This is a genomic window from Rhodocyclaceae bacterium, assembly GCA_020248265.1.
In the GTDB taxonomy this organism is placed as follows: domain Bacteria; phylum Pseudomonadota; class Gammaproteobacteria; order Burkholderiales; family CAIKXV01; genus CAIKXV01.
This window is the reverse complement of the sequence record JADCHX010000004.1, coordinates 465736-480246: the sequence shown is the minus strand read 5'-3', so window position 1 is coordinate 480246 and position 14511 is coordinate 465736. Positions and strand designations below refer to the sequence as shown.

The following is a 14511-nucleotide window of genomic DNA, read 5'->3' as shown; positions in this document are numbered from 1 at the left end:
GTTCACCATGTCCGGACTCGAAGCAGGCCTCAAGGGATCCCTCTCCTGGGAAGTGACCGAAGCGCTGTGCATGACGCGCGGCGTGGTGCCGGTTTTCTCTACGCCCTCGATGGTGCTGCTGATCGAGCGGGCGGCGATCCACACCATCGAGCCCTGGCTGTCCGCCGACCAGCGGACACTGGGGACTTCGGTCCAGGTGCAGCACCTCGCACCCTCCTTCCCGGCACAGCAGGTGCGTGCCGAGGTCGAACTGGTCGCAGTCGACCGGCGCAGGCTGTCGTTCCGCGTCGAGGTGTTCGACGAGGTCGAGAAGGTCGGTGAAGGCACGCACGAGCGCTTCATCGTCGACCCGGCGAAGTACGACGAGCGGGTGAAGGCCAAGCTCACCGCACTCGGTCGATAAGACCAGCCGGCACGGCGGACCGGTCCGCCGCAGCCTTACCGGCGCCGTACCGACGCCGCTCAGCGCCCCTCGAAGCCCGGCTTGCGCTTCTCGATGAACGCGGCCATGCCTTCCTTCTGGTCGAAGCTCGCGAACGAGAGCTGGATCGCCTTCGCCTCGAGCATCAACCCGGCATGCAGCGAGGTGTCCTGACCGGCGAGTACGCATTCCTTGATCTGGCGCGCGGCGATCGGCGGCATCTGGGCGATCTGGACGGCCAGCGCGAGCGCGCGCGCCTCCACCTCGGCGTCGGGTACCACTTCGCTGACCAGCCCCATCGCATCGGCTTCCCGGGCGGTGATGATGTCACCGGTGAGCAGCATCTTCATCGCCTTGAACTTGCCTACCGCCCTGGGCAGCCGCTGCGTGCCACCACCACCCGGGACGATGCCGATGCGGATCTCGGGCTGGCCGAACTTCGCGCTGTCGCCGGCGACGATGATGTCGGCATGCATCGCCAGTTCGCAGCCACCGCCGAGCGCGAAGCCGCGCACCGCGGCGATCATCGGCTTCGGGCAGAGTGCGATCGCCTGCCACAGGCGGAACGCATTGCGCTTCATCATCTCGATCGGGTCGGCCTCGGCCATCTCGCGGATGTCGGCACCCGCGGCGAACGCCTTCTCGCCACCGGCGAGGATCACGCAACGCACCGACGCGTCGTCGGTCAGCGCGGCGAGGTGGTCGGCGATCAGCCGGCGAACCTCCATGTTGAGCGCGTTGCGCGCATCGGGACGGTTGATGCGCACCACCGCGACATGGTCTGCGGGGCGTTCGAGCAATACCGGACTGGACATCGTGCTGTCTCCTTGGAACGTGGCCGGTGCGTGGCTGGCGACGCGGCCGGGGTCGCGACCTCAGCCGTCGACCTTCACGCCCGCCGCCTTGATCACCCTGGCCCAGCGGGCGATCTCGCTGCGGATCAGCGCGCCGAAGGCCTCGGGCGTGGTGTGCGCCGGTTCGGCGCCGACGCCGAGGATACGCTCGCGCACCTCGGGATGCTGCAGCGACTTTCCGAGTTCGGCGTTCAGGCGGTCGATGATCGGGCGTGGCGTGCCGGCCGGGGCCATCAGGCCCCACCAGGTCGCGAAATCGAAGCCGGGCAGGCCCGATTCCGCCACGGTCGGCACCTCGGGCAGCAGCGGCGAGCGCTTCGCGGTCGTGACCGCCAGCGCGCGCATGCGGCCCGACTTGATGAAGGCGGTGATCGGCGGCGTCGAGTCGAACATGAACGCGACCTGCCCGGCCATCAGGTCGAGACCGGCCGGCGAACTGCCCTTGTAGGGCACGTGCACGGTCTTCACGCCCGCCAGCAGGTTGAACGATTCGCCCGCCAGGTGCTGGATGCTGCCCGGGCCGACCGATGCATAGTTCATCTGCCCGGGCTGCTGGCGCGCCAGCGCGACCAGGTCCTTCACGTTCTTCACCGGCAGCGCCGGATGCACGACCAGCACGTTCGGCCCGGTGGCGATCAGCGAGATCGGCGCGAAATCGCGAAGCGGGTCGTAGCCGAGCTTCGGGAACAGCGAGGGCGAGATGGCCACCGCGGCGATCTGTGCGAGGTAGATCGTGTAGCCGTCTGCAGCCGACTTCGCGACGAGCTCGGCGGCAATGTTGCCCGACGCCCCAGGCCGGTTCTCGATCAGGACGGACTGCCCGATCTGCTCCTGAATGCGCGCCGCGACGATGCGGCCGAGGATGTCCGACCCGCCGCCGGGCGGGAATCCGAGGATGAAGCGCACCGGCTTCGCCGGCCAGGCCTGCGCCAGCGCAATGTCCGGCACCAACGCGCCCGCAGCCGCCGCGCAGCCGATCGATGCGGCCACGATCGCACGCTGCAGGCGCGCGGACTGTTTCCCCTTGTCGTGCATGACGCCCCCTCGTTGTTGGATCCCTGTCGTTCCCGGCGCGCGTACCCGCGCGCACGGCACCGCAGCGTGTTGCAGTTTCCGTGCCGGATCGCTCATCCCTGCTGGCGCGCGATGCCGCTGCGCGCCCGCCCGCCCCACTCGGGCGGCAGCGAACGCGCACCCGGCAGCGTGAGCCAGACGCGGTAGAGCAGCCGGCCGTGCTCGCGATCCCCGTCGTCGCTGAACGCAGTCCGGTCGTGCAGCACCCGGTAGTTGCTGATGAACTGCATGTCGCCCGGACGAAAGGCCACCTGGATGCACAGTTCTTCGGCGAGTTCCTCGACGCGCCGCAGGGCTTCGCGCTGCACCGGCGTCAGCACCTCGCCCGACACACGCTGCGCGCTCTCGATCAGCGTCGCGGAGAAACGGCAGGAAAGCTTGCCCTCGTGCCAGGCATAGACGGGTTCGCTGTACCAGCCTGGCTCGCCCGGCGGCTGCTCGCCGCGCCAATCGAGGTTGAATCGGTCGTAGAGCACGCCCAAGAGATACGGATAGCGCTCGAGCATCGCGTTGTAGACCGCGGCCGAACTGGCGACCAGGCTCAACCCGCCCTCTGTTGCCGGTCGCACACAGCACAGCCCGACCACGTCGGCGCCGATGTCGGTGTGGAAGCGCTGACGCAGGCTGGTCTGGTACAGCCGGGTACGCCCGTCGGACATGTCGCGGCCCTCGTCGCGCACGTAGCCGAGAAGGTCGCCATGCGCATTCTGCGAGAGGGCGGTGCCCAGGTGCGCGGACACGCCCCAGAAGATGACCGCCAGGTCATCGGCGTCGTAGCGGGCCGGGTCGAGCCCGCGGATCTGTACGAAGCCGCGTCCCTCTTCGAGCTCGGCTGCGATGCGCGAGAACTCGGCGGTCAGCGAAGGCAGCGCGAAGTCCTCGCGGCTCACCGATTCGAGCGGCCGGCCGGCGCTCCTGACCGAGGCAAGCGCACGATCGACCTCGGCCAGCGTGGCGGGCGACAGGTTCCAGACCCAGTCCTCCGGGCCCCGGCGCAGCTGCTCGCCGGCCCAGGCGGAGGCGTCGCGCACCGGGGCGGTCAGCACCACCGGCGACGCGGCGAGGGTCATGCCTTGTTGGCGAGCGTCGACTTCCCGTATGAACGCGGATCGCGCGGCTGCCAGCGCCCACCATCGACCAGCGTGAGGAAATCGAGCACCAGCCGGTTGAAGGAGTCGGGCTCTTCCAGGTTCACTGCATGGCCGGTGTTGCACATCACGGTCAGCCCGCAGCCCGGGATCACCCGCTTCATCCAGATGCCCGGCTCGAGGCAGTTGTCGTCCTCGTCGCCGGTGATCACGTGCGTGGGAACCCGCATCTCGCGCAAACCGGCCTCGAACGCCTGGATCGGGTCGCGGCGACGCATGAAGCCGCGCAGCGTGTTGGCCGAACCGGTGGCATCGTGCGCGGCGAACTGGGCGTGGAACTCGGCGAAGCCGCGCGGGTCCTTGTTCAGGTGCTGCACCCGTGCCGGCCCGATCGCGTAGTCCTTGATGCCTTCGGCCATGCCGACGGTCTCGAGGTGCGAGGCGAACGCATCGGTGTCGGCATGGAACTGCGCGCGCTTGTCCGGATCGGAGCCGAAGCCGGCACCCGCCACGGTCAGCGACAGCGCATGAGCGGCATGGCGCAGCCCGAAGTGGATCGCCGCATAGCCGCCCATGGACAGCCCGACGATATGGGCGCGCTCGATACCCGCCGCCTTCATCACCACCAGGATGTCGTCGGCCGCCTGCTCCTGCGAATGCTGCTCGAAGCTGGTGGACACGTCCGAGGGCGGGTAGCCTCGGGCGTTGTACGTGATGCAGCGATAGCGGCGCGAGAAGAACCGCACCTGTGGCTCCCAGCTGCGCAGGTCGCCCGCGAACTCGTGCACGAACACGATCGGGGTACCGCTGCCGGTCTCTTCCCAGTACAGTTTCAGTCCGTCGGCCGTGGCGAATGGCATGGCTGCTGCTCCCTCCAGAAACGTCGAAGTCTATAGAATCGCAAGGAAACCGGACATGCGCATCACCGAACCTTCCGGCACGCGTGCTGCCGCTGCCCTACTGCCGTCACTGCTGCTGACTCTGGCTGCCGGCGGCGCGCAGGCTGCGGAAAGCTTCCCGTCGCGGCCGATCCGCATGATCGTGCCGTTCTCCGCCGGTGGCGCGTCCGATGGCCCGGCGCGCATCTATGCCGCCGAGATGAACCGCCTGACCGGACAGCAGATGCTGGTCGAGAATCGCCCGGGTGCCGGCTCGGTGCTCGGGGCCGAGATCGCCGCCAAGTCCACGCCGGACGGCTACACGCTGTTCATGATCAGCAATACCCATTACGTGTCCGCAGCGATCCACCGCAAACTGCCCTACGACGCGATCGCCGATTTCACCGCCATCACCGGCCTTACTGCGGCGCAGAACATCCTCGTCGTGCATCCGTCGCTCGGCGTACGCACGGTGAAGGAACTGATCGCGCTGGCGAAGAAGCGCCCGGGCGCGATCAACTGGGCGTCTTCCGGCAACGGCGGCACCCAGCACCTCACCGGCTCGCTGTTCGCCTCGATGGCCGGCATCGACATGGTGCACGTACCCTATCGCGGCAGCGGCCCGGCTACCGCCGACCTGCTCGCCGGCCAGGTCGGCGTCGGCTTTCCCGGCATCGCCGGCATGGTCGCATTCGTGCAATCGGGCAAGCTGCGCGCGCTCGGCGTATCCGCCAGCCGACGCTCGCCGCTGATGCCCGAGGTACCGACCATCGCCGAGGCTGGCGTGCCCGGCTTCGAGCTGGTGCCGTGGTTCGGCCTGTCCGGGCCGCGCAGCGTGCCGGAGCCGATCGTCTCCACGCTGCACAAGCTGAGCCTGAAGGCGATCGCGGCCACGACCCCGGCAATGGCGCAGATCGGCCAGGAGCCCTTCACCCATGCATCGCCAGCCGAGTTCGCCGCGTTCCAGCAGCAGGAAGCGCCGAAGTGGGCGAAGCTCGCGCGCGCGAGCGGCGCGACGATCGACTGAAGCTGGGGTCTGACCCCGGGGTCTGACCCCGGGGTCAGACCCCAATGTCAGTTCGGTTGCATGCGCAGTTCGCGGGCGATCTTGCCCCACTTGGACAGGTCGCTCGCGAGCAGGGCGCGGAATTCCGACGGTGGGCCGGCTGCGGGCTCGCCGCCATCGAAGATGATCCGCTCGCGCACGTCGGGCAGTGACATCATCTTCACCACTTCGGCATTGAGCCGCGCCACCAGAGGCGCGGGCAGGCCCGCCGGGCCGAGCAGGCCGAACCAGTTGTTGAACTCGAAGCCGGGCAGGCCCGACTCGGCCATCGTCGGTACATCGGGCAGCGTCGATGCACGCCTTGCGCTGGTCACCGCGACCATCCGCAGGCGGCCTGCCTTGACCAGCCCCTGCGTCGTGATCTGCGCACCGAACTGGAACTCGATCTGCCCGGCGGCGACATCGGCCGAGGCCGGCCCCGCGCCCTTGTAGGGGATGTGCGCCGTCCGGATGCCAGCCATCACGTTCAGCAGTTCGCCGCAGACATGGCCGCCGCTGCCGATGCCGGCACTGCCGTAGGACAACGGCTTCGCCTTCGCCAGCTGGACGAGATCCTTCACCGTGCGGACCTGCGAGGCCGCGCCGACCACCAGCACCAGCGGCGAGGTCGTGATCAGCGAGATCGGCGTGAAATCGCGCAGCGTGTCGTACGGCACCTTCTGCAGCACGGCATTCACGGTCAGCGCGGTGTAGGCCATCCCGAGCGTGTAGCCATCGGGCGCGGAGCGCATCAGCGTCTCGGCGGCCACGGTACCGCCGGCGCCGCTGCGGTTGTCGACCACGAAAACCTGGCCGAGCGCATCGCCGAGCTTCTGTCCGGTGATGCGCGCCAGGGTGTCGGTGCTGCCCCCGGGCTGCGCGGGCACCAGCAGCCGCACCGGCCGAGAGGGCCAGCCGGCCTGCGCGAATCCTTCGGCCGGTAGCGCGCCCGCCAACGCCGCCACGGCCAGCACTCCTGCATGCCCGGCCATCGTCGCCACCATCAGAAAGAAACCTTCAGGTTCGCCTTCTTCGCGACCACCGTCCAGCGCGCATCCTCTTCGCGCAGCCAGGCGCCGAACTCGGCCGGGCTGTTGGCGACGATCTCGGTGCCCAGGCCGAAGAAGCGATCGCGCACATCGGCCATGCCGAGCGCCCGCACCAGTTCGCGATTGACGCGGGCAACCATCGCCGGGGCCACCTTGGCCGGCATCACCACACCCTGCCAGGAGCCGGTGCTGAAGCCGGCGATGCCGCTGGCCTCGGCCATCGTCGGCAGCTCAGGCCACTGCGGAACCCGCTTCGGGCTGGTCACTGCGAGGATGCGCAGCTTGCCCGCCTTGCCCTGCGGCATCATCGACACCATGCTGTTGAACACAAGGTCGGACTGGCCGCCCATCACCTGGGTGATCGAGTCGGTGCCGCCCTTGGTCGGGATCTCGACCCACTGCAGGCCGAAGTGCTGCGACAGCAGCAGCCCGGCGAAATGGGTAGCGCCACCGAGGCTGGTGGCGAAGTTGAGCTTGCCCGGGTTGGCCCTGGCATGCTTCACCAGGTCGGCGATCGTCTGTACCGGCAGGCCGGGAAAGACCCCCAGCAGGTGCGGCGTGAACGACACCAGCGTAACCGGCGCGAAATCGCGCGCGACCACGTACGGTGCGTTCGGGTGCACGATGCCGGTCATGATCAGGTTGCCGACATCGGTCATCAGCATCGTGTGGCCATCGGGATTGGAGCGCGCCACCATCTCGGCACCGAGCATGCCCGACGCGCCCGGACGGTTGTCGATCAGCACCGGCTGGCCGATCGCCTCGGTGATTTTCGGCCCGAGGATGCGGATCTGCGCATCCGATGTGCCGCCGGGCGGATACGGCACCACGACACGCAGTGGCCGCGACATCGGCGCATCGGCGGCCGGTACACTGGTCGCGATGGCGGATGCTGCGCACAGGACGGCCATCCCGAAAATCGTTTTTCTGGGTTCCATCTTCCCTCCTCCAGGGTTTGCCGCGAGACTACCGCCGCCCCTCCGGTGCGTCCAGTGCGTGCGGCAGCCGCCCGCGCCGCGCCTTTAGCGCCTTTAGCCCCGTTCCGCGGTTTCTTCCGCAGCCACATTTCCCGCCAGGCCTCCGATGCGCGCCCTCTCCTTCCGATCGCCCTCCGCCGCAGTACGCAGCGTCCGCAACCCGGCCGTACCGTTCGCCGTGCTGCTGGCCGCCCTGTTCATCCTGTCCGCATCGTTCGCCCCCGCCGCCATGGCTACCGAAGAACCGAAGTTCGACAGCATCGAGCGCGATGGCGCGTTCGAACTGCGCCTGTATGCGCCTATGATCGTCGCCGAGACCTGGGTCGAGGGTTCGCTCGGCGAAGGCTCGAACGCCGGCTTCCGCAGGATCGCCGGCTACATCTTCGGCCGCAACCGCTCGCGCACGTCCGAAGGCAGCGAGAAGATCGCGATGACGGTACCGGTAACGATGCAGCCCGGCGCGGGCCAGAAGATCGCGATGACCGCGCCGGTCACCACCGAGGCAGCACCCGACAAGGGCGGTCCGGGCGCGAGCGGCAACCGCTGGCGCATGCATTTCGTGATGCCCGCGCAGTACACCCTGGCGACACTGCCGGTGCCGGAAGACCCTTCCGTCACGCTGCGCGAGGTGCCGGCCCAGCGCGTCGCGGCACGCACCTTCTCGGGCTTCGTCACCGATGACCGCGTGCGCGACGAGACCGCGCTGCTGCTCGGCTGGATGAAGGCGCGCGGCCTGGAGCCGTCGGCGCCGCCGCAGCTTGCCCGCTACAACCCGCCGTGGTCGATCCCGTTCCTGCGCCGCAACGAGATCCTGGTCAACTACCGCTAGCCACACGACGGCAGGCGCAGGGCCGAACCCACGCCCCCCGCACGGCGCCCGATGCCTACGGATGTCGCACTGGCCGTGCTGTTCGGCGCGCTGCTGCACGCGACCTGGAACACGCTGGTCAAGGCCTCCGCGGACAAGCTCTCGCTGACCGTGCTCGTCTGCTGCGCGGCGGCCCTGTGGTCGCTGCCCGCCGTCGCGCTGCTGCCCGTCCCCGCACCGGAGAGCTGGCGGTTCATCGCGCAGTCGGCGCTGATCCACCTGTTCTACTTCTCGTTCGTCGGGCTCGCCTACGCCCGGGTCGACCTGTCGGTCGCCTACCCGCTGATGCGCGGGCTGCCGCCGCTGGCCACCACCGCGCTGGCGATGGCCTGGCTCGGCGAGACGCCGGGCCTGACCGCGCTGGCCGGGGTCGGGCTGGTCAGCGCCGGCCTGCTGGTACTGCTCGCCGAGTCGACACGCAGCGGCGCGCTCGACCGGCGCGCGCTGGCGGTCGTGCTGGTGGTGGCTGCGACGGTGGTCGCCTACACGCTCAACGATGCGCTGGGCGCGCGCGCCTCGGGACATGCCGGCGCCTACCTGGCCTGGCTGCTGCTCCTGATCGCGCCCGGGATGCTGGTCACGGGTCTGGTCACTCGCGGCCCGAGACAGCTCTGGTCCGCGGCACGGGTGAACTGGAAGATCGCGCTGCTCGGCGGCGCGTGCACGGCGGTCTCGTACGGCATAACCCTGTGGGCGATGAAACACGCGCCCGTATCGCTCGTCGCGGCGCTGCGCGAAGTCTCGGTGATCCTCGCGATCGTCATCGCAGCGTGGGTGCTGCGCGAGCGTTTCGGCTGGGTGCGGATCGCCTCGGTCGGCCTGGTCTGCGCCGGGGCGATGGCGATCAAGGCGGGTTAGCGAACCTGCGACGGCGGTTCACTGCCAGCCCGCCCCTTCAGACGCGCACTTCATTGTCCAGATCGTCGCCCGCCTGCCACCGGCCGAGGGTGCGCTGGAACAGTTCGAACACCCGCCGGTCGTTGCCGGCCGCGCTCGCGGCATCGTGCGGCGACACGATCACGTTGGGCATGCCCCACAGCGGCGACTCCGGCGGCAGCGGCTCCGGATCGAACACGTCGAGATAGGCGCCGGCCAGGCGACCCGACGCCAGTGCATCGACCAGCGCCGGCTGGTCGACGATCTCGCCACGCCCGATGTTGATCAGGTGCGCGCCCGCCGGCAGGCTGGCCAGTGCGCCGGCATCGATCAGGCCGCGCGTCTGCGGCGTGAGCGGACAGGCGATCACCAGCCAGTCTGCCCGCGGCAGCACCGAGGCCAACGCGGACGGCGGATGCGTCTCGTGCGCCGGGTCGCCGTCGCGCGCGGGGCTGCGCCGGACTGCCACCACATGGAGCCCGATCGCCCGCGCGACCGCAGCGATGTGGCCGCCGATCGCGCCTGCACCCAGCAGCAGCATGGTCTGGCCGCGCAGGTCTGGCGGTGCTTCGCTGCGGGTACGCTTGCGCCAGCGCCGCTCGCGCTGCAGCTGCATCCACCCGGGCAGGCCGCGCGACAGCGCGAGCAGCCCGGCCAGCGCCGAGTTGGCCACCGCCTCGGCATTGGTGCCGGAAGACGTCGACAACCGCACGCCCCGCTGCATCAGCTCGGTGAAGATCGGTGCATCGACACCGGCATTGAACACGTGCAGCCACTTCAGGCCGGCGGCCTTGCGCAGCGTCGAATAGAACGAGCGCGACCATTCGGGATGGATGTCGCCGGAGAACAGCGCGGCATCGATGCGCGCGGTGTCTTCCGCACCGACGCGGGCGTCGACATCCTCCGGCAGCAGAACGAGGTCCAGCGCGATACCGTGGCTGGCGGCGAACGCGCGCAGTTCAGGCCCGAACTCGCGCTCGAAAGGCGTGGATACGAGCAGCGTCGTCATCGTGCAGCCGATCAGCGATCGAGCCACGGCCGCGCGGCCGCGTAATGCTGCTCGAACGACTCGATCGCCGGCAATCGGGTCAGCGTCAACCCGATCTCGTCCAGGCCCTTCAGCATGCGCTCGCGGCGCAGTGGATCGAGCGCGAAGCGGCGCACTTTGCCGTCGCCCGCGACAACGGTCTGCGCCTGCAGGTCGGCGGTGATCGTCGCGCCCGGGTTGGCGTCGAGCCAGGCGCGCAGTTCGATGCACTCGGCCTCGGGCAGCACCACCGGCAGCACGCCGTTCTGCAGCGCGTTGCCGAAGAAGATGTCGCCGAACGAAGGCGCGATCACGCAGCGGAAGCCGGAGTCGAGCAGCACGTACACCGCGCTCTCGCGCGACGAGCCGCAGCCGAAGTTGGCACCCGCCACGAGGATCTTCGCATCCTGGTAGACCGCCTCGTTGAGTACGAAGCTGTCGCGCAGCCGGCCGTCCTCGTCATGGCGCAGGTCGTGGAACAGGTAGGTCCCGTAGCGTTCGTCGCGCGGCTTGCGCAGGAAACGCGCCGGGATCAGCATGTCGGTGTTTACGTTGGTGATGTCCAGCGGCGCGGCGACGGCAGTCAGGGTGGTGAACGGTTGCATGGTCTGTCTCCTCAGCCGGCGGCCAGCAGCCGGCGCACGTCGGTGAGCGTGCCGGTGACAGCGGCTGCAGCGGCCATCGCCGGGCTCACCAGGTGGGTGCGTGCACCGCGGCCCTGGCGTCCTTCGAAGTTGCGGTTCGACGTCGAAGCCGAGCGTTCGCCCGGCTTGAGCAGGTCGCCATTGGTGCCGACGCACATCGAGCAGCCGGATGCGCGCCACTCGATGCCGGCGTCGATGAACACGCGGTCGAGGCCTTCGGCCTCGGCCTCGCGCTTGATCTGCGTCGAACCTGGCGACACGAACGCCGGGATCTTCGCATGGCGTCCGCGCACCACGGCCGCCGCCGCACGGATGTCGTCCAGCCGGCTGTTCGTGCAGGAGCCGATAAACACCCGGTCGACCGGAAGGCCATCCATCGCCTGCCCCGGCTTCAGGCCCATGTAGGACAGCGCGGACTCGACGGCGCGCCGCGCATCGCCGGACAGCGTCGCGGGGTCGGGCACGCGGCCGGTGATCGGCAGTCCCTGTCCGGGGCTGGTACCCCAGGTCACCATCGGCACCAGCGCACCGGCGTCGACCTGCACCTCGCGATCGAAGGTCGCGCCGTCGTCGGTCTTCAGCGTGCGCCAGTACGAGACCGCCGCATCCCAGTGCTGCTGCTTCGGCGCGAACGGGCGCCCGTGCAGGTAGTCGAAGGTGGTGTCGTCGGCGCGGATCATGCCGGCACGGGCGCCGGCCTCGATCGACATGTTGCAGACGGTCAGCCGGTTCTCCATCGACATCGCGCGGATGGTGCTGCCGGCGTACTCGATCACATGGCCGGTAGCACCGGCCGCGCCGATCTGCGCGATCACCGCGAGGATCACGTCCTTGCCGGACAGGCCGGGCGCGAGCGCGCCGTCGATCGTGATGCGCAACAGCTTCGGCCTGCGCTGCCACAGGCACTGGGTCGCCAGCACCTGCTTCACCTGCGAGGCGCCCATGCCGAAGGCGAACGCGCCGAACGCGCCGTGCGTCGAGGTGTGCGAGTCGCCGCAGGTGATCACCATGCCGGGATGGGTCAGGCCCAGTTCGGGTCCGATCACATGCACGATGCCCTGGCGCGGATCGTCGATGCCGGCATGGTCGATGCCGCCCCAGGCCGCATTCTGCTCGAGCAGGTCGATCAGCCTGCGCACTTCAGGGTCGGTGACCCCGGCGATGCCTGCCTCACGCCCGAGCGTCGGCACGTAGTGGTCGGCGACCGCGAAATGCTGCTTCGGCCGGCGCACGGTGCGCCCTTCCTTGCGCAGCGCGGCGAAGGCGAGGAACGCGCCCTCGTGCAGGAAGTTCTGATCGACATGCAGCAGTGCATCGTCGGCGCTGCCCTGTTCGATCACGTGCGCGTTCCAGATCTTCTCGAACAGCGTGGAAGGCCTGGCGGAGGCGGAGGCAGACTCGGTCGATATCTCGGCTGGCATGGTTGCTCACGAAGCGTTGTGGCGGGGGGCAAGGCAACGACTCCGCGATTCTCGCCGAATTCGCTCATGCGGCAGTGCACACCACCGGCGGCATCGCCCGCCGGCAAGCCTCGGGCGGGCGTCACAGGTAAGAACCACGCCGGTTAGAATGCCACCCATGAACCCCGCCATCCGAGCCCTGATCGCCCCGCGCTCGATCGCCATCCTCGGCGCATCCAACGACCTGCAGAAACTGAACGGGCGTACGCTCAAGTTCCTCATTGAAAAGGGTTATGCCGGGAAGATCTACCCGGTGAACCCCAAGTACGAGCGGATCAGCCACCCGGGCGGCGAGCTGCGCTGCTACCCGACGGTCGGCGATATCCCCGATGCGGTCGACATGGCGATCATCACCGTGCCGGCGCGCTTCGTGATCGAGCAGGTGCGCGCACTCGGCCGCAAGGGCGTGCCGGCGGCGATCATCTACAGTTCCGGCTTCGGCGAGATGGGCGAGCAGGGCCACGCCCTCGAGGATGAACTGGTCGCCGTGGCACGCGAGGGGGGTGTGCGCCTGTGCGGTCCGAACTGCCTCGGGCTGGTCAACGCGTTCGACCGCGTGATCGCGACCTTCAGCCAGTACGGCAGCGGCGAGGTGCTCGAGGGGCCGGTCGGCTTCGTCACGCAGTCGGGCGCCTTCGGCTCGGCGATCGCGACGCTGGCGCGCCGGCGCCACCTCGGCCTGGGCTACTTCGTGAACACCGGCAACGAGTGCGACGCGACGCTGGTCGTGATCATGGACGAGGTGCTGGCTGACCCGCGCATCAAGGTCGGCTGCGGCTACATCGAGGGCTTCAAGGACGGTCCCGGGCTGCTGTCGCTGGCCGAGCGGGCACTCGATGCCGGCAAGCCGATCGTGGTCACCAAGGTCGGCCGCAGCCAGGCTGGCGCGCGCGCGGCCGCCTCGCACACCGGCTCGCTGGCCGGCGAAGACCGGGTGTTCGACGGGCTGGCCCGCCAGTTCGGCATCATCCGCGCCCGCAACGAAGAGCACATGCTCGACATGGTCGATGTGCTCGCCCACTGCAGTCTGCCCGAGGGCACCGGCATCGGGCTGGTCACCCAGTCCGGCGGTGCCGGCGTGCTGATCGCCGACCGCGCCGAGGAACTCGGCCTGTCGCTGCCGACCCTGTCAGACGAGACTCAGGCCAAGCTGCGCGAGGTCCTGCCCGCCTTCGGGTCCGGGGCCAACCCGGTCGACGTCACGGCGCAGTTCATCGCGGAACCGGAGATCCTGCTGAACGGGCTGCGACTGACCCTGGCCGATCCGTCGGTGCATGTCGGCATCGTCTGGATCCTTTCGATGGATGCCCATGCCGGGATGCTGGTCGAGTTGTTCCGCACGGTGAAGTCGGAATCATCGAAGCCGTTCGTGCTGTGCTGGGTCGCGGCTTCCGAGCAGGCCCTGAAGCTCTGCCGCGAGGCCGGCATCCCGGTGCTGCGCGGCGCCGAACCGGCGGTCGATGCAGTCGCCGGGCTGATCGGTTACGCGCAGGCGCGGCGCGCCTGGCTCGCCGATCGTGCCACGCGCGCTGCAGTGCGACTGCCCGAGCTGTCGCTGCCGGCACCGGGCGTGGTCGGTACCTTGGAGGCGACGCAGCTGCTCGACGCCTGCGGCGTGTCGTCGGCACCGCTCGCGCTGGCAGCGGATGCTCGAGCGGCGGCCAGCGCGGCGGCGGCGCTCGGCTGGCCGGTCGCGGTCAAGATCGAGTCGCGCGATATCCTGCACAAGACCGAAGTCGACGGCGTGAGGCTCGGGCTCGCCGATGGCGCGGCGGTCAGCGCCGCTGCGGCGGCGGTGCTGGCCGCCGCAAAGGCATACGACCCGCAGGCGCGCATCGACGGCGTGCTGGTGCAGAAGATGGCCACCGGCCATGTCGAGTTCGTGATCGGCCTGAAGAACGACCCGTCGTTCGGCCCCGTGCTGATGGCCGGGCTGGGCGGCATCCTGGTCGAGGTGATGAAGGATGTCGCGTTCCGCCGCTGCCCGGTCACGCCGTTCGAGGCCGGTGCGATGCTCGACGAACTGCGCGGCAGGGCGATCCTGTCCGGGGCGCGCGGCAAGCCGCCGGTCGACCGCGCGGCGCTGGTCGAACTGCTGTGCGCGGTGTCGCGCTTCGGCGCCGCAGCCGGCGGCCGGCTCGACGAGCTGGACCTCAATCCGGTGCTGCTGTCGACCGATGCCGCAGTCGCGGTCGACTGCGTGATGGTGCTGCTCTGACTACCAGCCGCCGAAGCAGGACGATCTACGCC

The 14511-nt window shown here is 69.4% G+C and carries 14 protein-coding genes; 5 read left to right on the top strand and 9 right to left on the bottom strand.

Going from position 1 to position 14511, the window contains the following annotated elements:
* The first annotated feature begins 7 nt into the window (after window positions 1-7).
* Window positions 8-403 carry a thioesterase family protein gene (locus ING98_05975; GenBank protein MCA3101400.1) on the top strand — a complete coding sequence of 132 codons (396 nt, stop codon included), beginning with the start codon at window positions 8-10 and terminating at the stop codon, window positions 401-403.
* Between the two features lie 59 nt (window positions 404-462).
* Here ING98_05975 and ING98_05970 read toward each other — a convergent pair whose 3' ends face one another.
* The 4 genes from ING98_05970 to ING98_05955 all read right to left on the bottom strand — a co-directional run bounded on the left by ING98_05970 (window position 463) and on the right by ING98_05955 (window position 4297).
* On the bottom strand, window positions 463-1236 hold the full coding sequence (locus ING98_05970) for an enoyl-CoA hydratase/isomerase family protein (protein ID MCA3101399.1): 774 nt from the start codon (window positions 1234-1236) through the stop codon (window positions 463-465).
* A gap of 60 nt (window positions 1237-1296) precedes the next feature.
* The gene (locus ING98_05965; GenBank protein ID MCA3101398.1) at window positions 1297-2310 is read right to left on the bottom strand and encodes a tripartite tricarboxylate transporter substrate binding protein; all 1014 of its coding nucleotides are present in this window, start codon (window positions 2308-2310) and stop codon (window positions 1297-1299) included.
* A gap of 92 nt (window positions 2311-2402) precedes the next feature.
* Window positions 2403-3419, bottom strand: coding sequence for a TauD/TfdA family dioxygenase (locus tag ING98_05960; GenBank protein ID MCA3101397.1), 1017 nt, complete (start codon window positions 3417-3419; stop codon window positions 2403-2405).
* On the bottom strand, window positions 3416-4297 hold the full coding sequence (locus tag ING98_05955; protein MCA3101396.1) for an alpha/beta hydrolase: 882 nt from the start codon (window positions 4295-4297) through the stop codon (window positions 3416-3418). The genes ING98_05960 and ING98_05955 overlap by 4 nt, the downstream gene beginning before the upstream one ends.
* A gap of 55 nt (window positions 4298-4352) precedes the next feature.
* Here ING98_05955 and ING98_05950 point away from each other — a divergent pair, with 55 nt between their 5' ends.
* Window positions 4353-5342: a tripartite tricarboxylate transporter substrate binding protein gene (locus ING98_05950; protein ID MCA3101395.1), complete on the top strand. Its 990-nt coding sequence runs from the start codon at window positions 4353-4355 to the stop codon at window positions 5340-5342.
* Between the two features lie 47 nt (window positions 5343-5389).
* Here the strand turns inward: ING98_05950 and ING98_05945 are convergent, their stop codons facing one another.
* On the bottom strand, window positions 5390-6364 hold the full coding sequence (locus tag ING98_05945) for a tripartite tricarboxylate transporter substrate binding protein (protein ID MCA3101394.1): 975 nt from the start codon (window positions 6362-6364) through the stop codon (window positions 5390-5392).
* Window positions 6364-7347, bottom strand: coding sequence for a tripartite tricarboxylate transporter substrate binding protein (locus tag ING98_05940; protein MCA3101393.1), 984 nt, complete (start codon window positions 7345-7347; stop codon window positions 6364-6366). The genes ING98_05945 and ING98_05940 overlap by 1 nt, the downstream gene beginning before the upstream one ends.
* Window positions 7348-7615: 268 nt before the next feature.
* Here ING98_05940 and ING98_05935 point away from each other — a divergent pair, with 268 nt between their 5' ends.
* Window positions 7616-8215 carry a heme-binding protein gene (locus ING98_05935; GenBank protein ID MCA3101392.1) on the top strand — a complete coding sequence of 200 codons (600 nt, stop codon included), beginning with the start codon at window positions 7616-7618 and terminating at the stop codon, window positions 8213-8215.
* 51 nt (window positions 8216-8266) lie between these two features.
* Complete coding sequence (locus ING98_05930) at window positions 8267-9112, top strand: EamA family transporter (GenBank protein MCA3101391.1); 846 nt, start codon at window positions 8267-8269, stop codon at window positions 9110-9112.
* 37 nt (window positions 9113-9149) lie between these two features.
* On the opposite strand, the gene ING98_05925 is transcribed toward ING98_05930, so the two are convergent.
* The 3 genes from ING98_05925 to leuC are packed head-to-tail and all read right to left on the bottom strand — an operon-like array spanning window position 9150 to window position 12222.
* The gene (locus ING98_05925; GenBank protein ID MCA3101390.1) at window positions 9150-10139 is read right to left on the bottom strand and encodes a D-2-hydroxyacid dehydrogenase; all 990 of its coding nucleotides are present in this window, start codon (window positions 10137-10139) and stop codon (window positions 9150-9152) included.
* 11 nt (window positions 10140-10150) lie between these two features.
* Complete coding sequence (gene leuD / locus ING98_05920) at window positions 10151-10762, bottom strand: 3-isopropylmalate dehydratase small subunit (GenBank protein ID MCA3101389.1); 612 nt, start codon at window positions 10760-10762, stop codon at window positions 10151-10153.
* 11 nt (window positions 10763-10773) lie between these two features.
* Entirely contained in the window at window positions 10774-12222 is a 1449-nt protein-coding gene (gene leuC, locus ING98_05915) for a 3-isopropylmalate dehydratase large subunit (GenBank protein MCA3101388.1), read from the bottom strand.
* 148 nt (window positions 12223-12370) lie between these two features.
* On the opposite strand from leuC, the gene ING98_05910 reads away from it, so the two are divergent.
* On the top strand, window positions 12371-14479 hold the full coding sequence (locus tag ING98_05910; GenBank protein MCA3101387.1) for an acetate--CoA ligase family protein: 2109 nt from the start codon (window positions 12371-12373) through the stop codon (window positions 14477-14479).
* Window positions 14480-14511 lie beyond the last annotated feature (32 nt).